Here is a 26,599-nt window from a genome sequence, read left to right as displayed (position 1 = left end):
TCAACGCCAAAAATGCCCTGTTGCCTGATTCAATCCAATTTCAGTTACCCTGAATGACCCAAATAGTTTTATGATTCTCTACGAAAGCATATTTGAAATTATTTAGGTTTACTACCAAAATATTCTCAAGCTCATTCTAAAACATGGTGTAAATCACCTTTAGCTAAATTCGTGCAATGCTGGTTTTGAACCTTCTTCCAGGGTCAAATAAAGTACAGGGAGATGTAAAAGTATGGCTGAACACTCATTTCATGACCAACTGAGTTTAGAGGAACAAACTGAAAAACTCGGCAAGCAAGCAGTAAGCTTAGGTTTGATTCCTAGCTTTGTGGTGCATTACTTTCCTGATACCTGGGTATTTTATATACCCAATGAAACTCAATCGGAACCGCTGACACCAGAAGAAGCATACTTTCGTTTAAAGCAACTGGTTAAACAGTAGATATTTTGACAGCAGATTTTTGAAGATAACGGCTAGACACTGCAATTGTTAAGTAACAGTAGTTATGGCGAAACCAGCAATTTTAACCGTCGATGACGATCCAGAAGTATTGCAAGCGGTGTCACGAGACTTGCGTCATCAGTATGGCGATCGCTTCCGCATTGTTCGGGCAGATTCCGGGATCGCGGCTCTGGATGTGGTGCAGCAACTAAAATTGCGCAATGAATCAGTTGCTCTATTTCTAGTGGATCAACGTATGCCCCAAATGGGAGGCGTGGAGTTTCTGGAACAAGCAAAAAGCATCTTTCCCGATGCGAAACGTGCCTTGTTGACGGCCTATGCAGATACGGATGCTGCGATTAAATCGATTAATAGTGCCAGACTTGATTATTACTTACTCAAGCCTTGGAATCCACCAGAAGAGAGACTATACCCGGTTTTAGATGATTTGCTAGATGACTGGCTAGCAAGATTTCGCCCACCCTTTGAAGGCATTCGAGTCATTGGTAATCGCTGGTCGCCTTTTTCACATCAGGTGAAAGACTTCCTAGCACGTAACCAGATTCCATTTAAGTGGTTAGATATTGAACTGGAGCCGGATGCAGAAAAATTGGTGGAATTCGCCCAAGCTGATTGTAGACAACAATTACCCTTAGTGATGTTTCCCGATGGTTCCCGATTAATTCAACCATCTAATTTAGAGATTGCCGCCAAAATTGGACTGCAAACTCAGGCAGAGCGTCCCTTTTATGACTTAGCGATCGTGGGTGCTGGCCCCGCCGGACTGGCAGCTGCCGTCTATGGCGCTTCTGAGGGATTGAGTACTGTCTTAATTGAGCGGGAAGCGCCAGGAGGACAAGCAGGTACGAGTTCGCGGATTGAGAACTATTTGGGGTTTCCTGTTGGTTTGAGTGGTAGTGATTTGGCAAGGCGGGGAGTCACCCAGGCGCGGCGATTTGGAGTAGAAATTCTCACTCCTCAAGTAGTAACTAGGGTTCGACTAGAAGATCCTTATCGGATTCTGCAATTAGCAGATGGTAGCGAGATTAGTTGCCATGCGCTTTTAGTTGCAACAGGCGTTTCCTACCGTTTGCTAAAGGTTCCAGGAGCAGACAAGCTCACAGGAGCAGGAATTTATTACGGTGCTGCCATGACTGAGGCGATCGCCTGCACCAACGAAGAGGTTTACTTGGTAGGCGGGGCAAACTCTGCCGGACAGGCAGCAATGCATTTTTCTAAGTATGCCAGCAAAGTGATTATGTTAGTACGGGGTCAGTCACTAGCATCAAGTATGTCTCAATATTTGATTGACCAAATTGCTGCAACTGAAAATATCAAAGTTTGCACGGGTTGCACCGTCGTGGAAGTGAAGGGAGAGGAACATTTAGAAGCAATTGCGATCGCCCATGCTAACACTGGACAAATCGAAACCGTGTCTGTGCGATCGCTGTTTATCTTTATCGGTGCTAGCCCCAAAACTGATTGGCTCGATGGCGTTATTCAACGCGATGCTCAGGGGTTTATCATCACAGGGCCGGACTTAGCGCATAATGGCAAATCTCCTCGTGGTTGGTCTTTGGAACGCTCTCCTTTCTTATTAGAAACCAACATTCCCGGAATCTTCGCAGCCGGAGATGTCCGCTATGGCTCAATTAAACGGGTGGCATCCGGTGTCGGAGAAGGTTCGATCGCCATTCAATTCGTTCACCGCTACCTAAGTAATGTTTAGCTAAAGCAGCCAATACTAATACCATTTGGAAAAATGATTGCGACAGATCGATTCACACCAAGCCAGATGCACCAAGGCAATTCCCAATCCAAAATCTCAAATGGTATAAGCTGTATAAAATCTACAAACCCTCTCCCCTGCTCCCCTGCCCCCTGCCCCCCTGCTTCCCTGCCCCCTTCACTGACTTGCGTTGATCCCAATTACCCCGATGATGATTAAGGCGATCGACACAAGTTTGATGAATGTGGCAGATTCCCGAAACCAAATAATCCCAATAAGAGCTACTAGAATAGTTCCTAATCCAGCCCAGACAGAATAGGCGATACTTACTTCAAGTTTCTTGAGAGCAAAGGTCAAAAAAGTAAAACAAAGTCCATAGAAGACAAATATTAATACTGAAGGAACTATTTTAGTAAATCCCTGTGATAATTTCATGCAAGTTGTGCCTGAAACCTCAAAGAGGATTGCTAATATAAGGTAAATCCAACTTGTTGACATATTTTTTGTAAGTGGTTAGTTAAGAGCAACTCGCCCTAAAAATAGAATAAACACTCCTGAAGTAACTCATTAAAAATTTTTACAAGTGTAATATCAATTCTCAATGAAGATGCTTTGGAGGAAGAGTGTTGCGAAGGCAAATATATGCAGCTTCACAAAGAAACGATTTAAGTAAATACAGTTCAGATAGAGCAACAAAACCCTTATATAGAGACGCGATTGTTCGCGTTTTGAAAGACTAATTATCTAGACCAATAACCCTGAATCCAGCATATTGACAAGTAGTCCAACATTTAAAACCAAACGTGCAGTAGTATAATTGAGGCTGATTCCGGGGCTTTATGGCGATAAATTGCTCAAGCATTCGAGCAACATCTGCTGTAGTGTGATTGTGTTTTTGTCCTACTAATGGTAGAAGAAATGACGGCTCAATTTGAATACAGCACTCTTGCCGATCCACAGGATATTCAGCAGCTGATATATATCCTTGAGCAGTGTTTCATCAGCGGAGTTGGTGGTGAAGAAGCTTATATCAATCTCATTGGTGTAGAAAATTTCCGTATTATTCGGGGATTTGGGCAATTAGTTGGTGGATTGGCAACTCTGGATATGGGTCAGTGGTGGGGTGGTGTGCGCGTACCAATGACAGGAATTGCCGTTGTGGGTATTGCTCCAGAGTATCGCGGTTCGGGAGCTGCGATCGCTCTCATGCAGCAGACGCTCAAGGAACTTTATGCTAGAGGTATACCGCTCTCTGCTCTTTATCCAGCAGTTCAAGGCTTGTATCGAAAAGTCGGGTATGAGCAGGGGGGTAGCTGGTGTAATTGGGAAATTGCAACTAAAAGTATCCAACTGCGGGAGCAACCTCTACCTTTACAACCAATAGTGCCAATTAATCATCAAGTCTTTCACGAACTATATCAGCAGCAGGCGAAACTAACGCATGGATATTTAGACCGACATCGAGCAATCTGGGAGCGCTTAATTCAACCAGATGAGAAGGAAACATTTTACGCGTATTTTATCGGTACCAAAGAGAAACCCGAAGGTTACATCCTTTTTAGTCAACATCCAAAAGAAGATGGCGCAATTTTGCGAATCAAAGATTGGGTAATTCTCACAACTGCGGCTGCACAAACATTCTGGTCTTTTCTTGCCAGTCATCGCTCCCAAATTGAACGCGTGCGATGGAGGAGTTCTGCAATTGATTCCTTGACATTGCTGCTACCAGAGCAAACTGCCAAGCTTAAGAATACGATGCGTTGGATGCTCCGAGTAGTAGATGTAGTCAAGGCGCTGTCCATGCGGGGTTATCCTTCGGGAATTGAAACTGAATTGCACTTAGATATTCAAGATAATTTGCTAGATGCAAACAATGGTAAATTCATTCTTTCTGTTGCCAATGGACGCGGTGAAGTTACCAAAGGTGGAAAAGGTGAGTTGCAGCTAGATGTCCGAGAACTAGCACCAATATATACAAGTTTGTTCGCTCCCTACCATTTGCAAATAGCCGGAAAACTGCATGGGACAGAAACAGCTATTTCAACAGCTACGCAAATCTTTGCGGGTAGTTCTCCTTGGGTGGCTGATTTTTTTTAACGTCATCTGTCAACAAATCTTTCTCTGCCTTAGTTCAAGTCTGCTCCTCTTGAGAGTCGGAGAGGGACAGTTTTGTGCAGTCAAACCAGCCTCTTGGATTAAAGTCTCCCAAAGAATTTATCCCATCTTAATTTTGTAACGCTTCGTAAATAGAGTGGGAAAAGTAGGATGTTTTGTATGAACCCTAGAAGTATCCAGACAAGTGAGATAGATTAGGTATGCAGTCAATAACCTCGCTTCTGCAAAGAAGTGAGTATCTCTAGTGGAGCGGAGCGCAACCCAACACATATCAGGATGTTGGGTTACGCAAAGCCTCCACCCAACCTACAATTTTTTTTGCAACATTTTTTTGCAACATTTGAGTAATGACACGCCAGTAGAGTGCGTTCTGGACACGCCGAAATAGCAAATGAGTTCGCCAAATCAACAAATGCGTTCGCCAAATCAACAAATGCGTTCGCCGAAATAGCAAATGAGTTCGCTGAAATAGCAAATGCGTTCGCCGAAATAGCAAATGCGTTCGCCGAAATAGCAAATGCGTTCGCCAAATCAACAAATGCGTTGGCGTACCCCGCCGCAGGCATCGCCAAAATAACATCAGAAAAGGAAAACTAGAACTTCTAATTCCCTTTCCTTATAAAGGCTACGGTGTACACAAGTCGAATTACCCCCCTTAATCCCCCCTTAGAAAGGGGGGAAAAAAGAAATCTAGTTCCCTCACGCCACTTGCTTCAAGCCGGGAAACCCGTCCAACGCAGTGGCTCCCCTTTATAAGGGGAGGGTTAGGGTGGGGTGACGCAGTAAGTAACCGTAAGTGAATGAACTCAATATCACGTCTTGACAAGAGTTTTACGTTAAGTTGACACTAATAGGCAATGCGTGCCTCTACGCGAAATCTATATGTATTAGGGTTTTAGTGAATAAGTTTTACTTTCTCTCTCTACAAAACATAAGCTGGAAACATAATTAATCCTTTGCTCGTCCTTGCGCTAGATTAACAATTTCTGTTGTTATCAACTCACACACAAATAAAACTATCAGCGATTTACTTTTAATAAGTAATGATGATTTATCGTGCTTATCTAATCCCAAATATCATCTGGTAAAAATAACTCAACGGGATTTATGACTTTTTCTCCGGAAGTTCAGCACAGTCATCAGAAAACAATCTAAGTAAACCTGATTAGTTTCTCCTAACTTGCACACCCACATTCACAACATGAAATCACATCTACTGGCGATTGGTTTAAGCAGTTTGGTTCTAGTTGCAGGACAAGCTAAAGCTTCACAATTACAGTCTTGGTACTATGATTCTAGCCAAAACCAATTAGACTTAACTACCACTTCGGGAATAGAACCAAAAGCCTTTTTATTAGATAATCCGAATCGATTAGTGATTGACTTACCCGGAACTAATTTTAATTCCGATACTGTCAAACAAAGTTTTGGGAAGGCGGTGAAAGAAATTCGCCTCGGCAAACCAGACTCTCAAACTACTCGTTTTGTCGTCGAGTTAGCTCCTGGTTATGATGTTACTCCCCAAAATATATCAGTTAAAGGAGATTCCCGTTCTCATTGGATTTTCAAATTCAATTCATTTAACCGCCAAAGTAATCCCATTGTTGGGGAAAATCGAGAAGATATTGCCATCAAATCCACAGATGCATCGACATTTGCTGGAGTTGTGAATCTTGGTCAAGAAATGGTTGGTATTACTTCTCAGATTCGCAGTTTGTTAGCAAGTTATAAAACATTAAATCCGGGAATATTTTTCTTGGATTTAGATACAGGAAACTATATAGATATTAATGGCGAAAAAAGATTTGCTGCTGCCAGTACAATCAAATTTCCCTTATTAGTGGCTCTTTTCCAAGAAATAGATGCAGGTAGAATTAAACTTACCGATAAATTAGTGATGCGGCGCGATTTAAAGGTGGGCGAATCTGGAATTATGCAATACAAACCCATTGGCACTAAATTTAGTGTCCTGGAAACTGCTACCTTGATGATGACAATCAGCGATAATACTGCCACAAATTTAGTTCTCGATCGCTTGGGTGGTGCCGCAAAAGTTAGTCAACGTTTTCGTAGCTGGGGATTGCAAAATACAGCACTTCGGAATCTACTTCCAGACATCGGTGGCACAAATACAACTAGTTCCAAAGATTTGGTCAGATTGGCGGCGTTAGTTTCTAATAATCGTTTGTTATCCCCAAGTAGCCGCGATCGAGTTTTAGGCATTATGCGCCATGTGAAAACCAATAGTTTACTACCAGCTGGTATCGGCCAAGGAGCTACCATTGCCCACAAAACTGGTACATTGAGATTTATCATTGGTGATGCGGGTATTATTCAAATGCCCAACGGCAAAAGCTATTTAGCAGGTGTTTTGGTACAAAGACCAAACTACGATTCAAGAGCCGGCGATTTTGTCCGTGAAGTTTCCAGAAGAGTCTATAATTACCTAGACAATACCAAAGTTAGCAATATACAACCAATACTTGGCGAGCCCACTCGTTAGTCAAGCGATCGTAATTACTAGTCCACCACATCAATGAAGAGTGCTGAGTGCTGAGTGCTGAGTGCTGAGTGCTGAGTATTGAGTGCTGAGTGCTGAGTATTGAGTAGGGTGAATAAGTTTGTAGTAAAGACTTTAGTCCTTGGTTTGAGGGCTTTAGCCCTCACTACGAACTTCGCAATTGCACTAAATCGTAAAAATAGGGACGTGCATCTGTACGTCCCTAGATATTTATCTGTATTCAGGTATTTCGTCGTGAAATGAGATTAACTTAGGAAATTTGGTGTACCACCATTACCACTCCTACCAACAGCAGGAATTTCCACTGTGTCATCTGTAGCTTTACCAGTGCCGTCATTGACAACGTAATTAGTGTTACCCACATGTCCATTAGGGATAAACAATTGTGGATGGTCAAAGGGCGCTTTATCAAACCGAACTCGGTCATCAGTCAGCGCTTTTAAAAAGGCGACTAATTCTTGTTTTTCTACTGGTGACAGATTTAGCGGTGGAAGTACTCCATAATCACCACCACGATTGTAAAAATCAATCACTTGCTCTAGAGTCGCCTGACCTCCATTGTGGAAGTAGGGAGCAGTTAGTTCCACATTGCGAAGTCCAGGTGCTTTGAAAGCTCCATTTGCAAACACAGGCTCAGTGGAATTCAACGGTGGATTAAGGGTTGGGGGGTTTTCGCCAAGGAGATCCTTAAATTTACCCAACTGAGCCAATCGTGCCTCTGAAAGCGGATTACGTTGACCTTTACTCTGTAAACCGTCATAACCACCCAAACCGGGGTCGTCTGTGGCTGGTCTGACACCGATATTGAAGAAACCAGTGTCTTCTGGGGAGTTTGGCGCGAACGGCGCACGTTTGATTCGTCCTTCTTTAGCCACGTTGCTGACTGAAGCAGCTGTTAATTCTACTCCACTGTGGCAAGCAATACACAAAGCTTTGCCCTCAAACAGTCCTTTCCCTCGTTGCTGCTGCGCGGTTAGGGCGCTGGTGTTTCCTTCCAAGTAGCGATCGTAGGGCGTATCATAGGAAATGAGCGTAGACTCGTACAACTGAATTGCCAGCCCAAAGAATAGCGAGAAGTTGTACTCTAGCAATGTATACTCATTAGTCGTCAAAGAGCGATCGGGCCTCTTGACAATAGTCCGTTTACCGTCAGAGTCAACTTGGATGAGGCGAGTAGAATTCCACCACTCCGGCTTAAAGGCATCTTGAATCATCTGCTCGTATGTTTTATCTTTAAGTCCAGGCTTAGGCGATCTACTATCTTTACCTAAAACGCTGTCTTGTGGATGCACAATCTGTTTAGCTAGCGGTCTAAGAGGTAATAACTTTTTCGCAAGTTTTCGGGGGAGCTTTTTACCCTTACCAGCGGTGAAAGATATTCTGTCAATTAGCCCCAACTTATCACTCCCGAACTTATCACCAATTTCTTGAAAAGTGCGACCATCTGCGGATGACTCAAAAGAACTGAGTGGCGGCCCGACAGCTTGAGATGCCAAAGACGAGTTATTGAGGCTGACTTTCACAAATTCTGCCCTAATTGGGTTTATAGCCTTGACGACAGCGGCGTTAGGATCTCTTAAACCGAAGGGGTTCACCCCATTAAAGATATCTTGTGCCCTTCCATCCCAAAAGTTGCGAAAGTTGAATGCGGCATTAATCACGCTTGGCGTGTTACGCGGCTCGACGCGCCGCACATTGATACCTTTTACGTTAAACACCGGATCTGGCTCAGTGGTAACTTTGTCTTCTGCATTCCCAGGTGTGACATCCACAAACTTCGTATTGAAGATCCCCTGAGAAGAACTGACATCGTTACGGTCAGATACAACAGTCTTAGGATCGTTTGGGTTTGACAGCTTGTGGAAGGGGAAATCTTCTGGTTTAAGCTGATAGTTTGGTAGTCCGCCGACATTAAAAACTGAATCTGGATTCTCTGTACCATCGGCGTTGACCCGCAAAAGCCCAGGAGCAATCTGATTTTTGGATCTATTGTCCGCTCCAGCATGGAAGTGACAACTAGCACAGGAGGTCTTTCCATCACTCCCAATCTGCATATCCCAAAAAAGAGTCTTTCCTAATTTGATTGCAGCCGTTTTGTCTTTTACGAAGTCTCCAAGATTGTCAGGTTCTGGAACCGATACACTCTTGAGAGAAACTGGAGACGGGCCTGTAACTGCTGATACAGTATTTCCGGCTACTACTGCTACCAGAATAATGGCAGCAATTGTTACAGTCCTTGAAAATCTCGATCTTAAGTAATTAGCTTTGCCATATCTGAATTTCCACTCTTGCCGCTTTATTTTTGTCACCAAAAATTTGAGCAAAAATCGACCTCTTGAGGTCAACAATAAGTAACATGATAAAGCGGTGGTGAAGATTACTAAGCTGATTATGGGTATAATCCCCATAGTTTTTTCTAAAGTAACACCAAGATAAAGTATACATTTACGAAGAAGTTTAAAATTTAATATTCATGTAAAATGAACACGCAAATTACGAATTTTACGTAAACACAAAAAAAACACCCTCTTCAAGCTACGAATTATAAATTGAGTTGAAAAAATTGGTTATTCTATATTGAATTTGGATTAACTAAACTATTAATATATTTTATCGATAAGAGTTTGATAAAATGTTTAGATATTTAAATTAGATATAACTTACTTATCAGTCTTATTTTTGGGATATTTTAATGTTAATACATCAAAGTTCTGGTCGGTGGCGCTTAGGACTAATGTTATCGCTATTGACAGTCTTCTTGTGGGGAATTTTACCTATTGCTCTTGCAGTAATTCTACAAGTACTTGATGTCTATACCGTAATTTGGTTTCGCTTTTTGGTATCATTTGTACTGCTTGCTGTGTATTTAGGGATACGCGGCAAATTACCAAAATTAGAACAATGGCGCTCTGCTTCTGGAAAATTATTAGCGATCGCGACAATATTTTTAGGGATTAATTACTTTTCGTTTATCCAAGGTTTAGCATTAACATCGCCTGCTAACGCTGAAGTTCTCATTCAATTATCTAGCCTTTTATTAGGTTTTGGAGGGTTAGTAATTTTTAAAGAACGTTATCGGCTGTCTCAATGGATTGGCGTTAGTGTCATGATTTGTGGTTATCTTTTATTTTTTCGCGAACAACTAACGAATTTAATTACAGCACATGGCACATATATACTAGGTAGTGTTTTAATTGCGCTAGGATCGACAGCTTGGGCTATTTATGCTTTGGCGCAAAAGCAGTTATTACAATCTTTATCTTCCACTAGCATCATGTTGGTTATTTATGGAGGTTGTACTTTATTATTCACTCCTCTAGCAAAAGTTAAATCACTTTTTATACTCGATCCTTTCCATTTAGGAATGTTGATTTTTTGTGCCTTGAATACCTTAATCGCCTACAGTGCTTTTTCTGAATCATTACAACATTGGGAAGCATCACGAGTAAGTGCAGTATTAGCTTTAGCTCCCATTGTGACATTAATAGCAGTAGCGATTGTATCAGTTATTGCACCTGATTGGACACCACCAGAACACTTCACCCTCATAGCAATATTTGGAGCGGGTTTAGTAGTTACAGGTTCAGTAGCGATCGCCTTGGGAAAAGCTGATTAAATGCCATGTTTTTCAGGATTTTTACTGGCTTTTTCATCTAGTAAATTTGTGCAATATTCAAAGCTACAACATAAATACTGAGGCAAACTATTTTTTATTTGTTATGATTTAATAGTGAAGGCAAGCTACTGAAGTCAGTCGGATACTTTACCCATCTGCGTGACTTTGTAGGATTTGATTGTTGACTTTATAGCCGAAATATCCTTGCAAAAGAATTCAGAAATCATAATTCAGGAGTCAGAAGAAATTACTAGGGCATTGGGAATCACTACTTTTTTTGACTACTAAATCTCAGATTTGGTGGAAAATTTAAACCCATTTATACCCATTATTTTCAGCCAGCTACATTCGCAAGTCATACATAATTCATCGTCAATTATAACTACTGACTCCTAAATTCTGTTTTGATAAAATTGAGGCTAATAACTTTAAGTAAACCAAGCAGGGCGCCCGAATAACTACCAAAGCCAACACCTGATAAAACCAGACCACCGAAACAGTTGAGCGATGAATAGTTTGTTTGGTAATTGGGCCAGCACCCTCAGAAAAAATTCTTTATTGCTGGTTCTTTCAATGGTGTTGCCAACGTTTGGAATTAGTAATTCTGTCTTGGCAGCAGAGCGGATTTATGCATCTTATTCAGCTTTAGAGCTTTCCATTTCAGTCAGGACTTTAGAGAACTACGCCAAAACAGGTGTAATTAACGAAGACTTAGCAGCTTATCAGCGATATCTGCCTTTAGAACAGCTTCAAGAATTGCGGCGGATTTTACTTAATCGTGTGAAAGTTAGTCCAGTAGTAGTTTCGCAACTTCTCTACACACCCCAAGGAGAATTTTTACTGCATCGATTGGCGCAAGTGATTAAAACCAATCAGCCAGAACCAGGATTTGGTACTTTGCGTTCAGCGCTAATTTTAGCCTCTGGAGAATCGGGAGGCTTGACACTTTTAAATGTGTTGCGTAAATATCCCAGCAGCAGCATTCGCCTTGATGTCGCCGAGACTTTTGAAATAGCTACACAATTGGAGAAACTTGTTAACCAAACTCATCAAGCGATCGCAGCTGTTTCCCAAAGGTCTAAAATAGAAGCTGAGAGCATTTCTCCACCAAATTTCTCGCAATTGCCCGATTTAAAGGTTCCGGGAAAATTTAAGTCGCAAAAATACACCTTGAATTTTTTCGACTCAACCCGCAATCGGCTTTTATTGACTGATGTTTACATTCCCAATGTCCAGAATCCTGCACCAGTAATTGTCATTTCTCACGGCTTGGGTTTAGACAGCAGTAATTTTCAATATTTAGCCACTCATCTAGCTTCTTACGGATTTGCCGTCGTTGTTCCCAATCACCCTGGTAGTGATGCGAAACAATTGCGTTCTCTGTTAAAAGGACGCGCTATTGAAGTAGCAGAACCAAGCGAATTTCAAGACCGACCAATGGACATAACATATATACTGAATCAATTGCAAAAAGATAATCAATCTGATTCACGGTTTAAAGGTCGCTTAAATCTGCAACAAGTCGGAGTATTTGGTCAATCTTTGGGAGGCTATACAGCCTTAGCCCTGGCAGGCGCTAAAATTAACTTTGAGCAGCTAAAACAAGACTGTCAACCAGCAGCACTCCAAAATACCTGGAATATGTCTTTACTGCTCCAGTGTCGCGCTTTAGAATTGAGCATTAGCAAGTTTGGCAAAGATTATAACCTGCGGGATGAGAGAGTCAAAGCTGCGATCGCAGTTAATCCCATTACGAGTTCGATTTTCGGCAAAGCTGGCTTAAGTCAAATTAAAACTCCAGTGATGATTGTCAGCAGTAGTGATGATACAGTTGCACCAGCTTTATCCGAGCAAATTTTACCTTTCTCCTGGTTGACAAATTCCCAAAAGTATCTCGTCATGCTTATAGGTGGCACACACTTTTCCACCATTGGCAATGCAAACCCTGCAAATCAACAAGTAGCATTACCTGCCGATATGATTGGTGATGCTTCTCAAGCGCGTCGTTACATAAATGTTTTGAGTTTACCTTTCTTCCAAACATACATTGCAGGCAAGCCGCAATACACACCCTACCTAAACGCCGCTTACACTCAAAGCATTTCTAGTAAGCCTCTTGGCTTGAGTCTCGTTAAGTCATTGAATACAACTGAATTAGCACAATTATTAGATATCAAAGGAGCCAAACTCGTTAACAAAAAAGTTCCCAACACCATAGTCAGCTTCGGATTTTGGATGTTGGATATTGGTGTTGCATTACTGCATGTAATGATTTTTATTTGATTTGTACAGACGTAATTAATTACGTCTGTAAAATTTATTTGCACCTTTATAAAATTAGAGGTTCAATTCTTGCTTGCACTTCTTCAATTAACTTTTGTTCAACTTTCTCTACAAACAAAACCTTTCTAGCTTTCCAGTCTAGTGATTTGAGCCGATCGGCTAGCACCACGCCACTGGTTATCATTCCGTCAGGAAGCGGAACCTCAAAGTTAAGACCTTTTTTTTGATTAGTAATTGGACAAATTAGAACTATAGAAGCCATTCGATTGTATTTTAACGGCGACATAACTAAAAAAGAACGATAGCCCATCTGCTCACGCCCTTGAGGTTTTAATTCAGCATTAAGGGTTTCAGCAATATCTTCAAATGACATTCCTGATGTTCTCAGGGCTAATACACGTCGGATCGAATCAGCCGTAATTTGCTTTGTAGTTCCGCAATCTAACTTGACAATATCACCTCTATCTGGAATGTATAGTTTAACTACCAAACTTCATTCCCCACAGCAGATCCAGTATCAATTTCAGAATGCAAATTATCTGGAGTCATACCTTCCAATAATTCATCAAGGGTATATTTTTTTCGCTGCTGCGGCGTGATGACAATACTATTGCCTGAAATGCTGAAAGTTACATCTGTCCCCTCTTTGACATTAACTTGTTCAGCCAAAGCTTTCGGAAGTCGAATAGCTAGACTGTTTCCCCACTTCGTAACAACTGTAGTCATAACTACCTCCAAATAAATGCTTTCTTAAAAAATTTCACACCCAAACATAAAACTTTCGGAGCTTGACGCATCTATTTTGGACTCTTTTATGTATCTACTTTGAATATACCATAATTAATTTGTATTTTCGCTATGTTATGGAAGCCTTGCCACGCCACTACACCATCTTCTAGTTATTTGCACTTACCTTAATTCGTGTAAAAACCATAAGCAGTACAGATATATGCGATCGCATTCATACTTTAGGACATATACTTTAAAGAAATATGACATTTAATTGCGCTATTTTAAAACTAGCTTTACATAAGTTAAGTTATGAGCCAGCCGGAATATACTACAGCCCAAGCTACTGCCCTGACTAACCACGATCGCAAACCTATTCACATACCTGGCTCTATTCAACCTCATGGCATTCTCCTGGCACTCAGTACTCAATTAGAGATACTGCAAGTTAGCAACAATACCCAAGTTTATTTGTACAAAGCTCCAGAAGATTTGCTCGGTAAACCTTTGAGCTATTTACTTGAACCTCAACCAGTGGAAATTGTCAAGCAGTGCTTAGTCAAAAAGGTTGGCAGCGCTAATGTTTTTAAAGTATCAATAAATACTTTATATGGTGAAATATACTTTGATGCTATTGCTCATCGTACAGAAGAAGCTGTGATTCTGGAGCTAGAACCAACTGACTCGGAATTTGAGATGAGTTTCTTAAACTTTCATAGTTTTGCGAGTGAAGCGATCGCTAAAATGCAAAGGACATCCAATTTGGGAGAATTTTTGCATTTAGTAGCACAAGAAGTCCAAAAAATCATCGGTTTCGATCGAGTGATGGTTTATCAATTTGACGAGTCAGAAGCGGGTTCTGTGGTTGCAGAAGTTAAACGGGAAGATTTATCACCTTATTTAGGACTCCACTATCCCGCTACAGATATTCCAGCGCAGGCTAGGGAGTTATACACGCGCTGTTTTCTGAGATTTCTCCCCGATTTGACTGCCGAACCTGTCAAACTAGTTCCAACGGAAAATCCGACAACACATCAGCATCTTGATTTAAGCTACTGTCTGCTGCGGAGTTTTGATTGGTGTTGTACTGAATATCATCAAAATATGGGGGTGAAGGCTCTTTTGGTGATTTCAATTATTCAAGAGCAAAAGCTTTGGGGATTAATATCCTGTCACCATCAAACACCAAAGTATATTTCTTACGAAGTCCGCAAGATGTGCGAATTTTTGGGACAGATTGCATCTTCAGAATTAGCACACAAAATTAGTAACTCGGAATGGGATTATAAAGTAAAACTCAAATCGCTACAGTCTGAGTTCCTTGAGTCTATTTCCCAAGCAGACAATTTTATCGATGCCTTAATTAAACCGGAAATTCGCTTGCTCGATCTTGTTAGTGCTTCTGGAGCTGCGGTTTGTCTGGATAATGAAATTACCCTTGTGGGGACAACACCAAATATTGATGAAGTTCGGGCACTGATTGAATGGGCGAATACCCAAGTTAGTGACAATCTGTTTGCTACTGATTCTCTGCCGAAGCTTTACCAAGAGGCACTAGTATTTAAAGATACTGCTAGTGGCTTGTTGCTACTGCGGATTTCTAAAATTCGGCGCTATTATATCCTTTGGTTTCGCCCTGAAGTTCTTCAAACGGTACACTGGGCAGGAAATCCACAAGAATCCATGCAAGCACAGGCAGACGGTAGCTATACCCTGTCTCCCCGTAAATCCTTTGAACAATGGCAAGAAACGGTTAGATTAACTTCTCTACCTTGGAAACCTTGCGAACTTGACAGTGCGATCGCTTTGAATAATGCGATCGTTGGTATTGTACTCTCAAAAGCAGATGAATTAGCTAAAATCAACCTGGAGTTAGAACGCAGCAACCAAGAGCTAGCATCCTTTGCCTACGCCGCTTCTCATGACCTCAAGGAACCTTTGCGGGGCATTTATAACTTTTCAACAGTGCTGTTAGAAGACTATGCCCAAGTATTAGATGATGATGGAATTGAATGCTTGCAAACAGTAGTATCCTTGTCTGTACGCATGGAAACTCTGATTAATGCTTTGCTGCGGTTATCGCAGTTAGGACAAGCCCAACTGCGCTTGCAAGCAACTGACCTCAACGAATTACTCAACCAAGTAATTGACATTTTTCGTGCTAGTCGCCAAGACTCTGGGCTTGTGGATATTCGCATTCCTCGGCCTTTACCAACAGTTTTGTGCGATCGAGTCCTGGTTAATGAAGTCTTCAGTAATCTGCTTGGTAATGCGTTCAAATATAACGATAAGACAGAGCAATGGGTTGAGATTGGCTACTTTTCTCAAGAAGAGACAAAGGAGCAAGGGAAGAAGCAAGAAAGCAGGGAGCAGGGAGCAAGGGAGGAGAGTTTTCCCCTCTGCCCCCCGCCGCACCCTGCCCCTCTGCCTCTTTCCCATGCCCCATGCCCAATATTTTATATCCGAGATAACGGCATTGGAATTCCACAGCATCATTTAGAAACTATCTTTAGATTATTTAAGCGGCTCCATTCCCAGCAAAAATACGGTGGAGGAGCAGGTGCGGGACTAGCTATTGTCAAGAAGATTGTTGAGCTTCATAACGGTCACATTTGGGTTGAATCTACCGTAGGCGTTGGCTCAATTTTTTATTTTACGCTGGAATAGTTTAAGATAATGACTAAATATATATTTTTGTTAAGCTCTTTTAAGACCACGAATGACAAAAAAACTTCATGAACCGCTGCTCGTTGTTGAGGACAGCAATGAAGATTTTCGGATGCTGCAACGTCTGATGCGGCGTATGTCCGTCCAGAACCCCATACATCGTTGTACGAATGGGGATGAGGTTTTAGAGTTCCTTTATCAACAGGGAAACGATGCCTACGCTAAGGACGAAGACTTACCTAACTCAAAAGTAGCATTACGACCCTCTGTAATCTTGCTGGATCTCAATTTGCCAGGTATTGATGGGCGTGACATTTTAGATCGGCTCAAGCAAGATAAGAGTTTCAAGGGAATCCCCATCGTTGTTTTTACCACATCATCTAACCCCAAGGATATTGAATTGTGCTACCAAAGAGGCGCAAATGGATATCTGGTAAAACCGATGGATGCTCAGGAACTAAAAAAGACGATCCAGGCATTTGTAGACTACTGGCTTGAAGCTAATACGCCGCCTGTGTTGGATTAATTTATTTATTTTTTGTTGATTTAGCAGTAGGGAAAAACCGATAATAAAGGAGACGGCTCAGAGGACACAGAGACATCTTCCTCTTTGAGTCACTGTGTCTGTTTGTCTGTGTTAGATTCCTTTTCCCTATTTCCTGTTTTTGACTATTTGGTGTTTCTTTAGAGATTACTAAAGAATTTAGATTTTATTTACACTTATTTTATATTATTTTTAGAATTATGCAAGAAAACACAATCTGGATAAAAGGGATCTATATAGCTCCCTGATCCTCATAACCTTATGTTGGACACATGGACGCTACTTATCATCGATGATTGTGCCGCAGATCGGAAAATCTATCGTCGATATCTTTTGAAAGATCCGCACCAGTCCTACCAGATTTTAGAGGCAGACTGTGCAGAAGAAGGACTTGCTTTGTGCCAAAAAGTACGCTGCGATGTCATTTTGCTGGATTTTTGCCTACCTGATATGAGTGGGTTAGAATTTTTTGATCGCATCCAGCAGAAGATATTTAAGACTTCTGTCCCCGTGATTATGTTGACAGGGCGCGGTGATGAAGAAATCGCTGTGCAGGTAATGAAACGGGGTGCTTTGGATTACTTAGTCAAGCAAAATCTGACACAGGATGTGCTGCAACTAGCAGTCCGCAACGCCATTAAGCAGTCGTGCTTGCAAGCCCAACTGCTCAAAACTCAGGAGAGACAACGCCTAATTGCCACAACTGCTTTACGAATTCGCCAGTCTCTTAATCTAGAGCAAATTTTGAATACGGCTGTAGCTGAGGTACAGCAACTTCTAAAGTGCGATCGCGTCATGGTTTATCAGTTTGCCCCAGATACAGATGGTAAAATAGTCGCCTCATCAGTTGAGTCATACAGCACTGTGGCATTGTGCGATCGGGTTGGCGCTGGGACTGGGGAGCAGGAAAGCAGCACTTCGGCTCCTTTCGACTTCGCTCAAGGCAAGTCGCTCAGCGATCGAGGAGAAGTTGCAGTAGGTCTTTCCCCTCTGCCCCTCTGCCCCTCCGCCCCTCTGCCTTTTGTGCCTAATTCCCAATCGCCAATGCCTTATATCTATGAGCTTGGCTTGTGTAATTGTGTCAGCCTAAAAGAGCAATTTAATACTAAGGCAAATCTGGTAGTTCCGATTAATCTGAGCAACAATGGAAACCCAACCCCTAAGCTTTGGGGTTTATTGATTGCTCACCATAATTCCGGAGAGCGACAGTGGCAAACTGATGATGCAGAAATGCTCAATGAAGTATCAGTACAGTTAGCGATCGCTATTCAACAGGCGGAATTGTTAGCCCAAACTCAAGCAGCCCTTGTCAAAGAAAAGCAACTCAATGTATTTAAATCCCAAATAATTACAACAGTTTCCCATGAGTATCGAACGCCGCTAACTTCAATTCTGGCTGCGGCATCAACTTTGGTAAAACATAGCCAGCAACTAGATGAGTCCAAACAACAGAGGTTCTTGGGAATCATTGAACAGAAAGCAAGGTATATGTCCAAACTCGTGGATAATATGCTTCTGGTTAACCAACTTGAACTGGAAAAACCCAAGTTTCAACCAATCTTAGTCGATTTACTACAATTTTTTTCTGACCTTTTAGAACAAGAGCGAGAAACAGTAAGCGATCGCCACGAATTGATTTTTAAAATTACTGGTAATCATCATGGATTTTGGGGCGATCGCGGACTTTTGCAACAAATTTTTATTAACTTAATGTCCAATGCAATTAAGTATTCTCCAGATGGAGGTAGTGTAGAATTTCACCTGATCGGCAAAGAATCAGAAGCGATTTTTTACATCAAAGATTGGGGAATTGGTATCCCAATGGCAGATCGAGAAAATTTGTTTCAATCCTTCAGTCGTGGAAGTAACGTTGACACAATTCCTGGTACTGGCTTAGGACTCGCGATCGCTAAAGCTTGTGTCGAGTTACATAGTGGCAATATTACTTTGTCAAGTGAAGTGGGGCAAGGAACTAAAGTTACAGTTAGCTTACCGAAAATATGCCCAACTGGTCAATTATCCCCATCATCCACTTGATAAAACGTGAGTTCGACAAGCCCTTTTTTGACCTCTCCCCCAACCCCTCTCCGACACGGAGAGGGGAGCCAAAACCCTATTTCTGGTTGCTCCTCCCTTTCCCTGTGGGAGAGGGAGGTTGTCCGGGAGAGGTTCATCGAACTCACGTTGATTTAGATAATTTTAAAAAGCATATTGTAATTATCGATCTTGAATTTCAATCTTGCTAATTAACCATTCTTTGATTGTTTTCCCGCAAGGCTCAGAACTTTGGCAATCACTGACGTTCTCTAGAGAATAAGACATTTTTACTTTTTTGTTGACGTATTTCTCTGGTTCGCAAACCTCAAAGACTGCACCGACACCTTCATATACTTTGCCATTTTCATCGACAACAGTAACGTAGCATTTCAAGTCTCCGTTTTGCATATCTTTGATAGTACCAGAACTTGGATTATCGTTTTTAATTTCTTTGGATTGATTGTTTTTAGGAGATGTTTTTTCAGTTGATGCTGACTTAATAGTTTTTTTGCTGTTATCTAGTTTTACTTGATTTACAGAAATAGATTCAGAATTAACTTGCCTAGCGGTTGCAGTATTTGCTAAATTAACTTTATTCTGTTGAGAAGCAATATTGTCTGAGTTACTACAACTCATAATCAACATAGAGCAAAAAAACAATGTAGTAGTGAAGATTGATTTTTTCATTTGATTTATGTTCGTAAAACCTATTGATACTTGTTTGGCTAAAAGCCCTACAGATAAAATCTTTGAATGACAATCAAAACTTTCATTAAGTTTTCTATGAGATTTCTTGAATATTACAGTTTTATGTCTTGGAAGTTATAAATGACATCGTGATATTTGCGGAAAATACTCGGCATTATCTGCACTTTTTGGATATTATTCGGTAAAGTGCTTAAAGAATGTCTTGATACTGATAAAATAATGCTTAATTGAAAAAAAATGCAGAATTCAGAATTCAAAATTCTGAATCAAGACGCTCTCTACGACTCGCTATCCGCTTTTTCGGTCAGAATGAATTCTGACTCCTGACTTCTGAATTCTGTTTCGATAAACTTTAATTGCTAAATATTAATGCTTTGAGGATTAAATAAGTATTTAATAGAGTTTAGAAGCTGTAAGTATTGATTTTGTGTTATTTCAAGGTTTTCTCAACTTAAACAAACCATTTGGCTGGACTTCCCACGACTGCGTAGCGCGGGTACGAAAATTGTTGCGCCTCAAACGTGTAGGACATGCGGGAACCTTAGATCCAGCAGCAACAGGGGTTTTACCGATCGCACTTGGTAAAGCCACAAGATTATTGCAATATCTGCCAGAAAACAAAGCTTACAAGGCTACCATTCGTTTGGGCGTGCAGACTACAACCGATGATTTAGAAGGTGAAATCATTAGTTCTCAAGCTTGTGCTGGATTGAGTTTGGCAGAGGTGAAAACTGCACTGGCACAATTTGAAGGCAAGATTGAGCAAATCCCACCGAGTTATAGTGCAATTCAAGTGGATGGGAAACGTCTCTACGACTTAGCACGTAAAGGTGAAATAGTGGAAGTTCCAGTGCGGACAGTAAAAATTTTTCAGATAGATATTTTGGATTGGAGAGAAGGAGATTTTCCCGAATTGGATGTGGCGATCGCCTGTGGATCTGGTACATATATTAGAGCGATCGCTCGTGACTTAGGTGCAATCTTAGAAACTGGTGGCACACTTGCGGCTTTGCTCCGTACCCAAAGCAGTGGTTTCGATTTAACAGATAGTCTCACTTTCACCGACTTAGAAGCTAAATTGCAAGGCGGGACATTTCAACCTCTCGCCCCTGATGCGGCGTTACAACATTTGTTGTCTGTGACTTTACCAGCAATACCTGCTCAAAAATGGTGTCAAGGTCAGCGAGTTTCTCTAGATTCTGATATTACTGGGATAGTGCGAGTTTATCAAGAAGAGACTCGCTTTTTAGGTGTTGGGCAATTACAAGATGAAGTGTTAATTCCGCAAATGGTTTTTGAGGCGATTTCTTGAAGAAGAATTCAGGAGTCAGAATTCAGAAGTCAGAATTTAGGAGTGGAACCGAAGACACTCCACCTCCGGTAAGAATCAAGATATTCTCTACGAGACGCTGCGTGTACCTCGCTGTAAGGGTAAGCGGACTCGCTACCCTTGCGCTATCCACTAGTCGCACACAATTCATTTCTGACTCCTGACTCCTTTCTTATTAAACCAAATAACTCGTATTAGGTACGATCGCAAAGAAAGCATACTCATACCAAGCAGTCCAGATGAAACTGCGAATCCATCGCTGACGCTTGTCGAAACTCAATTCATATTCAAACGCGCCACGAGATACATCAATGGAAGATAGATGAGAGTTGCAACCGCAGCCATGCTGATAAGTAAAACCGTATTTGGAGGCAATACTTTGCACCTTCATTTGAATAGCAAATACCTTACCTGCATGGAGTATGGCATCCCAAGCACGTTTATGCTCAATATCGCGCCGATCGAATCGCAAAGCACGTTCTTCAAAAACATGATCGCGGTAAATTGGTGCTAAATGCACGTGATAAAAGCTAGCAGGTAGTTCATAACCAAATTCATTAAATAAATCTATGCCGATGCGAGCCACTTTTACTTCATCAGCGTAATCAATTCCTTTTGACTCCACATCGCAAAGAATTTCTGCAAAGTTCGGATAGCTGTGTTTGAGAAAGTCTTGTCCAAAAAACTCTAAGGTTTCCCATGCTAGTTGTGCAAATAGCTGAGAAAATGAGGGTATTAGGTGAGCTAGTTGGGGGCGATCGCTAAATAAATCAACATCACCACGTTCTAATTTATACAAAAATAGCTGTGCCATCTCAACATAGCTTTGGGGTTGGGAAAGTCCGACACTCGTGGTTCCTCTAGCAATGTCTTGCCATATAGAAGGTAGTTGAGAAACATGAACCGCATTTTCTCCAGCAATGACTGCAACAGGAGGACATTCGAGAAGTTGCATCGACAATCTCCTTTAATACTTTAATGTGTAATTTACCTTAAACGCTCGCTAAATCTATCTTCTGAACACAATAATAAATGTTTGACAGACTGTCTTTTGACAACGAGCGCAATTTTATTCATAATTTTTGGGATATTGAGTATTAGTTATTTTCAGATAATTCATAATTCATAATTCAATTACCCGTTCAAAGCATTCTTTTCACATACCTGCTATTTTCCTATATATTTTCTCACCCTTTACTAACTCTTCATAGTAAGGCTCATAAGAGGTGAATCTGATAGATTCTTGTCTTCCTAAACCCAAGATGCCAAAAGTACAAAGGCTATTATAAAACAGTTCGTGTACTCGCTTTTGAAGTACCTGATTAAAATATATGAGGACATTACGACAAAGAATCACATTAAACTCATTAAAAGAACTATCAGTGGCTAAATTATGCTGGGCAAAAACCACATTTTCTCTTAGAGACGCTCGAAAAATAGCGTTGTCATAAGCTGCTGTATAATACTCTGAGAAAGATTTCTTGCCGCCTGCTTTTAGATACAGGTGAGTATATTCCTGCATCATTTTCAACGAGAAAATCCCACTTTTAGCATTTTGTAATACCTTCTCATTCGTATCAGTGGCATATATGCGGCAACGGTGATAAAGTCCTTCTTCTTGCAGTAAAATTGCCATTGAATAGACCTCTTCACCAGTTGAACATCCAGCGTGCCAGATCCGAATAAACGGATAGGTTTGTAAGAAGGGAATAACCTGATTTCTGAAGGTATTATAAAAGCTGGGATCGCGAAACATTGATGTTACATTCACCGTCAGAGCCAGCAAAAATCTTTCTAAATAGGCGCGATTATGTAGTAACCGCTCTTGCAATGCAGAAATATTTGCTACCCCTTCTAATTGCATGAAGCCCTGAATACGGCGCTTGAGTGATGAAAGAGCATAATTGCGAAAGTCATAACCGTAGTACTGATATACACCTTCTAAGAGTAGGTGTATTTCTATGTCCTCCAAGATCGGTTTGGGCAGAGGCATAATATTCATAATTCATCGGTTTCAGTTTAACCGAATGGCTTTTACTACTAAAACAGCGATCGCAATTATTGAAATTCCAGCTAGCCATCTAACCTGATAGCGCAGATTTTTTATCTCTTGGCTCAGGCTTTCTCTCTGTGGGATGGAATATGGTTCTAGTTGTACAACTTCAATCGCTACTTGTTCAGGTGTCTTTTGGAGATTTTCAAAGGAGACTTGCGTGTGTAGCCAATTAGTAATCAGTTGCGGACAGTTCTTTTTAAACCATTTTAAAGCTAAGATTCTAAAAACTGGTTTAGACATTCGGGCAATTAATTTCATCACCCTGTTTAAGGGTTTTAGGCGAAGCTTTTGATTAATCAAATTGACTGAACCAACATCATAAAGACAATCCAGAATTAGTTTTACAGTGGCTTCTTCACTGTTAATCAAGTTTTGCAGTAAAAGCAGAACATCACGCATCCGCTCTGCTTCTGCATATTTTTCTGCCAAGTTTTCTGGAGGATTTACTGAAGGATTTACAGTTGGATTTAGGGTGTTTTGTCTTACTATCGTCATATTGGTAACATACCAGTCACAATCATGTCAGTACACCTATCTACCGAGAGAAAGGTTTTTTATCTAGAGAGAGAACCTAAAAGCCAAAATTTATTCGTGAGAAACATGACTATATCGTGTTTGTAAAAAATCCGTTTGTCTAGTTCTAATAAATCTTTTATCTACTTCTGGGTAAATAAATTTTTTATGTAGATGCTAAGACTTCAATTTCCGAAATCACCCGTTCTAATTCCTCAATTATTACAGTGCTTTCAGTCTTTTTAAAGGCATCTACAAGCGCCCGATAATACCAAAGAGTACCTTCTTTACGTCCATGAAAACGTTCCCAAAGTGATTCGCCCAAAATGCGATAATCTTTGAGAATAGACTGGGCATTGTAAAGTTTATCAGCTGATGACACCAGCAGTACTGATGGGGAAGCTGTAGGAATATGAGCAATGTATGCCTCCTTGCGCTGTCGCCAAGGGGGTTTTGGAGTTGTATCAGCATCAGTACAACCATCTACAATTGCCGTTACATTGTCACCAAAGCGACGGCGAATTTCTTCTCGTGTTGCAGCGCCACCTTGATCTTCGATCGCATAGTGTAAAAGAGCTGCGATCGCTTCATCTTCATTTGCGCCGTATTCTAAAGCAATACTAGTGACACCTAATAAATGGGCAATATAAGGGACACCTGAACCTTTACGAACTTGGTTGGCGTGTAGTTGGGTGGCGTAGATCAGGGCTGCGGTAAAACGTTCTGAGAGCATTGTATAAAAAAATTCCAGCAGTCAGAATAACTCAACCGAAATATTGGGTTTGTGTCAATTTTATAACAAATCGCTCCAAGTGCAGAGGTAATAAAGGATGAAATGAGTATACAAGTAAAATTTGAATTTTAAATTAGATAGATAACATTTAAATCTATATTCCATCGACAGATAGATAAAACTCTGCTGTTAGTTTATTAAATTTACTCAAGGATGTGTTTTCAACTAGGAGTTAATTTACATAATGCCAGACAATCCTGGATTAGGAGAGCAAGCTCTCAATAAAGCGGCAGAAATAGGATTATCTAGTCAATTAGATGAAGTCGAAAATTTAGATGTAGACATCAAAACAGACCCGCTGAAACTGGTTCAGGGAGAAGTGGATGAAGTCACGATTGAAGGTGATGGTTTAGTTATGCAGAAAGACCTCCGTATGGAGGAATTGGAAATGCAAATGACTAATGTTGCTATTAATCCTCTAAGCGTGGCTTTTGGTAAAATTGAACTAACTAAACCGACTGAAGCTAATGCAGAGGTTGTGTTAACCGAAGCTGATATTAATCGTGCTTTCAACTCCGAATATGTGCGATCGCAACTGCAAAGTCAAAAAATACATATTAACGGACAGCTGAGGGCTATTGAACCTCAAAATGTAGATTTTCGATTACCGGGCGATGAAAAAGTAGCACTAAATGCCAGTATAAAATTAGTAGAAACTGGTGAAAATCAGCAAGTTGCGTTTTCCGCAGTCCCCAGGATTAGCAGTAATGGAAAAAGTGTTGCTTTGGAAAATGTCGAGTATGGCGAAAGTGAGGAAATATCGCCAGAGTTGACAAAAGCTTTGATCGATCAAACTAGCGAAATTTTGAATCTAAGTAACTTTGATTTAGATGGTATGAGTTTGCAAGTCAACCAACTAAAAGTAGAACTAGGTAAACTAATCTTACAGGCTGAAGCTTATGTGGAAAAAATTCCTTCAGCTTAAAAATGTAACGTTCATAAATTCAGGATACTAATAATGGAAACTACAGAAACAACACAAACAGGTTCAACACCTTTTCCAAATATTCCACCAGTTATTGAAAGTAACGACAGTGAGTATCGTGATACTGGTGTACCCAGTACAGTAGCGATCGCCGGACATCCCCTACACCCCTTGAGTGTGATCTTTCCCATAGCATTTTTAGCTGCTGCCTTGGGAAGTGACATTGGTTATTGGTTAACTGGCGATTTCTTTTGGGCTAGGGCTTCGCTATGGTTAATCGGACTTGGATTAGCTGGAGGCATCCTTGCATCTGCGATCGGTCTGAGCGACTTTGTAAAAATTGAACGAGTCCGCAAGCGCACCGCCGGTTGGACGCATTTGATACTTAACGTTTCTATACTAGTTTTATCACTCGTTAACTTTCTCCTACGCTTGGGTGACGCTGAATCTCGAATCTTACCTTGGGGACTGTTAATCTCGCTTGTTGTCGGTACGCTAACCAGTGCTTCTGGTTGGTTCGGCGCTGAACTCTCCTATCGCCACAAAATTGGTGTAGTGGGTGGAGGTAGCAGAAGATATCCTTAAAGGATGAGTAAGGCAGTGTTTCGACTACGCTCAATAATCAGACAGGAGGCAGAAAGCAAGTGGTTACTGAGCGTAGTCGTTGCCGCAGCCTCTTGTAGAGAAGTGAGGCAGAAAATAGGAAAAATGCAGCACTTAACAAGATAGTTGTCTGAAACTACAAATCCAATGACAGATTATTATTTACAGCTGCCGCTAAGAAAATTTAGCAGTTATAGTTTGTATTTGATACAGCCTTGATACATCTTGGGGAATGGAGATAAGTCCGAGCTAAAGTTTTTATAAATTAAAATTTGGGAGGATATTTTCCTTGCCCAGCAAGGCTTTTAAACTCATATTACAATAAAAAATTTAGCTTGTTTAATTAATAACTGTATACTTTGTCTATGTGGTAAAAAAAATACATCCTGTTAATATACTAACTCTTTATATACACAAGCTTATAAAAATTGCAATTATACAAAAGAGTGAAATTGCAAGATTGAATTTCATACTAAATTAAGTTTAAAAAAGTGCGCGATTGCTAACTTTCAGACTTTAAAGTGTTTTAATAAAGTTATTACCGAAAGTTTAGAGAAGCAAAAACATGAAAGGTTTCAGGAAGTTATCTTCAATAGCAGTATTGCTATTTGCCTTTGTGTCTCCGCCCTCATTAGCTGAAGCCAAAGATATTTCTCTAAGTAATACTCTGAATGAACAGAGCGTTGCACCAGATGCTAACCTGGTTGGAAATAAAACCGGAGAGCTTTTAATTGCTCAACGGTGGTCAAGACGATACTATAGACGAGGGCAACCCTACGAGAGACGGCAGATAATCCGACGAGAGCAGCCCTACGGACGATACCAGAGAATCCAACGACGGCAGCCTTACGGACGATATCAGAGAATCCAACAACGGCAGCGTTTTAGACAACGCCAGATTATCGAACGACGGCAGCCCTACGGACGATACCAGATTATCCGCCGACGCTATTAGAGATAGGAGTAAAAATGACGTAGGCATAATACC

General features: G+C 40.9%; 23 protein-coding genes. 14 read left to right on the top strand and 9 right to left on the bottom strand.

From position 1 onward, the window contains the following. The first annotated feature begins 232 nt into the window (after positions 1–232). Together NSTC731_RS06210 and NSTC731_RS06205 are read left to right on the top strand one after the other, a co-directional pair. The gene (locus NSTC731_RS06210) at positions 233–442 is read left to right on the top strand and encodes a hypothetical protein (protein WP_194044515.1); all 210 of its coding nucleotides are present in this window, start codon (positions 233–235) and stop codon (positions 440–442) included. A 64-nt stretch (positions 443–506) separates the two neighbouring features. Continuing rightward, the gene (locus tag NSTC731_RS06205) at positions 507–2,171 is read left to right on the top strand and encodes an FAD-dependent oxidoreductase (protein ID WP_445630042.1); all 1,665 of its coding nucleotides are present in this window, start codon (positions 507–509) and stop codon (positions 2,169–2,171) included. Between the two features lie 177 nt (positions 2,172–2,348). Here the strand turns inward: NSTC731_RS06205 and NSTC731_RS06200 are convergent, their stop codons facing one another. After that, on the bottom strand, positions 2,349–2,669 hold the full coding sequence (locus NSTC731_RS06200) for a DMT family transporter (protein ID WP_445630041.1): 321 nt from the start codon (positions 2,667–2,669) through the stop codon (positions 2,349–2,351). 420 nt (positions 2,670–3,089) lie between these two features. On the opposite strand from NSTC731_RS06200, the gene NSTC731_RS06195 reads away from it, so the two are divergent. The 3 genes from NSTC731_RS06195 to NSTC731_RS06185 all read left to right on the top strand — a co-directional run bounded on the left by NSTC731_RS06195 (position 3,090) and on the right by NSTC731_RS06185 (position 6,789). After that, a complete protein-coding gene (locus NSTC731_RS06195) occupies positions 3,090–4,268 on the top strand; it encodes a GNAT family N-acetyltransferase (protein WP_445630040.1) in 1,179 nt (392 codons plus the stop codon). Between the two features lie 381 nt (positions 4,269–4,649). Further along, a complete protein-coding gene (locus NSTC731_RS06190; protein WP_445630039.1) occupies positions 4,650–4,883 on the top strand; it encodes a hypothetical protein in 234 nt (77 codons plus the stop codon). A gap of 604 nt (positions 4,884–5,487) precedes the next feature. Next, positions 5,488–6,789, top strand: a complete 1,302-nt coding sequence (locus NSTC731_RS06185; protein WP_445630038.1) for a serine hydrolase — start codon at positions 5,488–5,490, stop codon at positions 6,787–6,789. A gap of 263 nt (positions 6,790–7,052) precedes the next feature. Here the strand turns inward: NSTC731_RS06185 and NSTC731_RS06180 are convergent, their stop codons facing one another. After that, complete coding sequence (locus NSTC731_RS06180; RefSeq protein WP_445630037.1) at positions 7,053–9,215, bottom strand: cytochrome-c peroxidase; 2,163 nt, start codon at positions 9,213–9,215, stop codon at positions 7,053–7,055. 284 nt (positions 9,216–9,499) lie between these two features. On the opposite strand from NSTC731_RS06180, the gene NSTC731_RS06175 reads away from it, so the two are divergent. Next, positions 9,500–10,423, top strand: a complete 924-nt coding sequence (locus NSTC731_RS06175) for a DMT family transporter (protein ID WP_445630036.1) — start codon at positions 9,500–9,502, stop codon at positions 10,421–10,423. Positions 10,424–10,930: 507 nt separating this feature from the next. Continuing rightward, complete coding sequence (locus NSTC731_RS06170) at positions 10,931–12,706, top strand: alpha/beta hydrolase (RefSeq protein ID WP_445630035.1); 1,776 nt, start codon at positions 10,931–10,933, stop codon at positions 12,704–12,706. Positions 12,707–12,752: 46 nt separating this feature from the next. On the opposite strand, the gene NSTC731_RS06165 is transcribed toward NSTC731_RS06170, so the two are convergent. Then, positions 12,753–13,196, bottom strand: a complete 444-nt coding sequence (locus NSTC731_RS06165; protein WP_445630034.1) for a type II toxin-antitoxin system PemK/MazF family toxin — start codon at positions 13,194–13,196, stop codon at positions 12,753–12,755. Further along, a complete protein-coding gene (locus NSTC731_RS06160) occupies positions 13,190–13,432 on the bottom strand; it encodes an AbrB/MazE/SpoVT family DNA-binding domain-containing protein (RefSeq protein WP_445630033.1) in 243 nt (80 codons plus the stop codon). Before NSTC731_RS06160 ends, NSTC731_RS06165 begins: the two co-directional genes overlap by 7 nt. A 315-nt stretch (positions 13,433–13,747) precedes the next feature. Here NSTC731_RS06160 and NSTC731_RS06155 point away from each other — a divergent pair, with 315 nt between their 5' ends. The 3 genes from NSTC731_RS06155 to NSTC731_RS06145 all read left to right on the top strand — a co-directional run bounded on the left by NSTC731_RS06155 (position 13,748) and on the right by NSTC731_RS06145 (position 18,683). Continuing rightward, positions 13,748–16,102 (top strand): ATP-binding protein, encoded by a 2,355-nt coding sequence (locus NSTC731_RS06155; RefSeq protein WP_445630032.1) that lies wholly within the window; start codon positions 13,748–13,750, stop codon positions 16,100–16,102. Between the two features lie 52 nt (positions 16,103–16,154). Beyond that, the gene (locus tag NSTC731_RS06150; RefSeq protein ID WP_445630031.1) at positions 16,155–16,628 is read left to right on the top strand and encodes a response regulator; all 474 of its coding nucleotides are present in this window, start codon (positions 16,155–16,157) and stop codon (positions 16,626–16,628) included. A 279-nt stretch (positions 16,629–16,907) separates the two neighbouring features. Beyond that, on the top strand, positions 16,908–18,683 hold the full coding sequence (locus NSTC731_RS06145; RefSeq protein ID WP_445630030.1) for an ATP-binding protein: 1,776 nt from the start codon (positions 16,908–16,910) through the stop codon (positions 18,681–18,683). 180 nt (positions 18,684–18,863) lie between these two features. Here NSTC731_RS06145 and NSTC731_RS06140 read toward each other — a convergent pair whose 3' ends face one another. Then, positions 18,864–19,370 carry a hypothetical protein gene (locus NSTC731_RS06140; RefSeq protein WP_445630029.1) on the bottom strand — a complete coding sequence of 169 codons (507 nt, stop codon included), beginning with the start codon at positions 19,368–19,370 and terminating at the stop codon, positions 18,864–18,866. Between the two features lie 448 nt (positions 19,371–19,818). Between NSTC731_RS06140 and truB the strand changes: the two genes are divergently transcribed. Further along, complete coding sequence (gene truB / locus NSTC731_RS06135; RefSeq protein ID WP_445630028.1) at positions 19,819–20,703, top strand: tRNA pseudouridine(55) synthase TruB; 885 nt, start codon at positions 19,819–19,821, stop codon at positions 20,701–20,703. 193 nt (positions 20,704–20,896) lie between these two features. Here truB and NSTC731_RS06130 read toward each other — a convergent pair whose 3' ends face one another. From NSTC731_RS06130 to NSTC731_RS06115, 4 genes are all read right to left on the bottom strand, one after another. Then, positions 20,897–21,676, bottom strand: coding sequence for a hypothetical protein (locus NSTC731_RS06130; protein WP_445630027.1), 780 nt, complete (start codon positions 21,674–21,676; stop codon positions 20,897–20,899). 201 nt (positions 21,677–21,877) lie between these two features. Further along, a complete protein-coding gene (locus NSTC731_RS06125) occupies positions 21,878–22,714 on the bottom strand; it encodes a CheR family methyltransferase (protein WP_445632029.1) in 837 nt (278 codons plus the stop codon). A gap of 21 nt (positions 22,715–22,735) precedes the next feature. Then, the gene (locus NSTC731_RS06120) at positions 22,736–23,272 is read right to left on the bottom strand and encodes a hypothetical protein (protein WP_445630026.1); all 537 of its coding nucleotides are present in this window, start codon (positions 23,270–23,272) and stop codon (positions 22,736–22,738) included. A 184-nt stretch (positions 23,273–23,456) separates the two neighbouring features. Further along, on the bottom strand, positions 23,457–24,023 hold the full coding sequence (locus NSTC731_RS06115) for an HD domain-containing protein (RefSeq protein ID WP_445630025.1): 567 nt from the start codon (positions 24,021–24,023) through the stop codon (positions 23,457–23,459). Between the two features lie 244 nt (positions 24,024–24,267). On the opposite strand from NSTC731_RS06115, the gene NSTC731_RS06110 reads away from it, so the two are divergent. From NSTC731_RS06110 to NSTC731_RS06100, 3 genes are all read left to right on the top strand, one after another. Beyond that, complete coding sequence (locus NSTC731_RS06110) at positions 24,268–25,008, top strand: LmeA family phospholipid-binding protein (protein WP_445630024.1); 741 nt, start codon at positions 24,268–24,270, stop codon at positions 25,006–25,008. 33 nt (positions 25,009–25,041) lie between these two features. Further along, positions 25,042–25,593, top strand: a complete 552-nt coding sequence (locus NSTC731_RS06105; protein WP_322713525.1) for a DUF2231 domain-containing protein — start codon at positions 25,042–25,044, stop codon at positions 25,591–25,593. Between the two features lie 583 nt (positions 25,594–26,176). Next, positions 26,177–26,566, top strand: coding sequence for a hypothetical protein (locus NSTC731_RS06100; RefSeq protein WP_445630023.1), 390 nt, complete (start codon positions 26,177–26,179; stop codon positions 26,564–26,566). The last annotated feature ends 33 nt before the right edge of the window (positions 26,567–26,599 follow it).

It is taken from the genome of Nostoc sp. DSM 114167 (genome assembly GCF_052692655.1).
Note: the sequence above shows the minus strand (reverse complement) of the source record. Positions and strands in the feature narration are given on the sequence as shown.

What these genes read in the sequence shown, in the direction of transcription:
- NSTC731_RS06115 (WP_445630025.1), bottom strand. Translation starts at nt 24,023, where the DNA reads ATGCTCTCAGAACGTTTTACCGCAGCCCTGATCTACGCCACCCAACTA.
- NSTC731_RS06105 (WP_322713525.1), top strand. Translation starts at nt 25,042, where the DNA reads ATGGAAACTACAGAAACAACACAAACAGGTTCAACACCTTTTCCAAAT.
- NSTC731_RS06210 (WP_194044515.1), top strand. Translation starts at nt 233, where the DNA reads ATGGCTGAACACTCATTTCATGACCAACTGAGTTTAGAGGAACAAACT.
- NSTC731_RS06150 (WP_445630031.1), top strand. Translation starts at nt 16,155, where the DNA reads ATGACAAAAAAACTTCATGAACCGCTGCTCGTTGTTGAGGACAGCAAT.
- NSTC731_RS06170 (WP_445630035.1), top strand. Translation starts at nt 10,931, where the DNA reads ATGAATAGTTTGTTTGGTAATTGGGCCAGCACCCTCAGAAAAAATTCT.
- NSTC731_RS06195 (WP_445630040.1), top strand. Translation starts at nt 3,090, where the DNA reads ATGACGGCTCAATTTGAATACAGCACTCTTGCCGATCCACAGGATATT.
- NSTC731_RS06185 (WP_445630038.1), top strand. Translation starts at nt 5,488, where the DNA reads ATGAAATCACATCTACTGGCGATTGGTTTAAGCAGTTTGGTTCTAGTT.
- NSTC731_RS06180 (WP_445630037.1), bottom strand. Translation starts at nt 9,215, where the DNA reads ATGGGGATTATACCCATAATCAGCTTAGTAATCTTCACCACCGCTTTA.
- NSTC731_RS06155 (WP_445630032.1), top strand. Translation starts at nt 13,748, where the DNA reads ATGAGCCAGCCGGAATATACTACAGCCCAAGCTACTGCCCTGACTAAC.
- NSTC731_RS06200 (WP_445630041.1), bottom strand. Translation starts at nt 2,669, where the DNA reads ATGTCAACAAGTTGGATTTACCTTATATTAGCAATCCTCTTTGAGGTT.
- NSTC731_RS06125 (WP_445632029.1), bottom strand. Translation starts at nt 22,714, where the DNA reads ATGCCTCTGCCCAAACCGATCTTGGAGGACATAGAAATACACCTACTC.
- NSTC731_RS06175 (WP_445630036.1), top strand. Translation starts at nt 9,500, where the DNA reads ATGTTAATACATCAAAGTTCTGGTCGGTGGCGCTTAGGACTAATGTTA.
- NSTC731_RS06160 (WP_445630033.1), bottom strand. Translation starts at nt 13,432, where the DNA reads ATGACTACAGTTGTTACGAAGTGGGGAAACAGTCTAGCTATTCGACTT.
- NSTC731_RS06145 (WP_445630030.1), top strand. Translation starts at nt 16,908, where the DNA reads ATGTTGGACACATGGACGCTACTTATCATCGATGATTGTGCCGCAGAT.
- NSTC731_RS06120 (WP_445630026.1), bottom strand. Translation starts at nt 23,272, where the DNA reads ATGACGATAGTAAGACAAAACACCCTAAATCCAACTGTAAATCCTTCA.
- NSTC731_RS06130 (WP_445630027.1), bottom strand. Translation starts at nt 21,676, where the DNA reads ATGCAACTTCTCGAATGTCCTCCTGTTGCAGTCATTGCTGGAGAAAAT.
- NSTC731_RS06205 (WP_445630042.1), top strand. Translation starts at nt 507, where the DNA reads ATGGCGAAACCAGCAATTTTAACCGTCGATGACGATCCAGAAGTATTG.
- NSTC731_RS06100 (WP_445630023.1), top strand. Translation starts at nt 26,177, where the DNA reads ATGAAAGGTTTCAGGAAGTTATCTTCAATAGCAGTATTGCTATTTGCC.
- NSTC731_RS06140 (WP_445630029.1), bottom strand. Translation starts at nt 19,370, where the DNA reads ATGAAAAAATCAATCTTCACTACTACATTGTTTTTTTGCTCTATGTTG.
- NSTC731_RS06110 (WP_445630024.1), top strand. Translation starts at nt 24,268, where the DNA reads ATGCCAGACAATCCTGGATTAGGAGAGCAAGCTCTCAATAAAGCGGCA.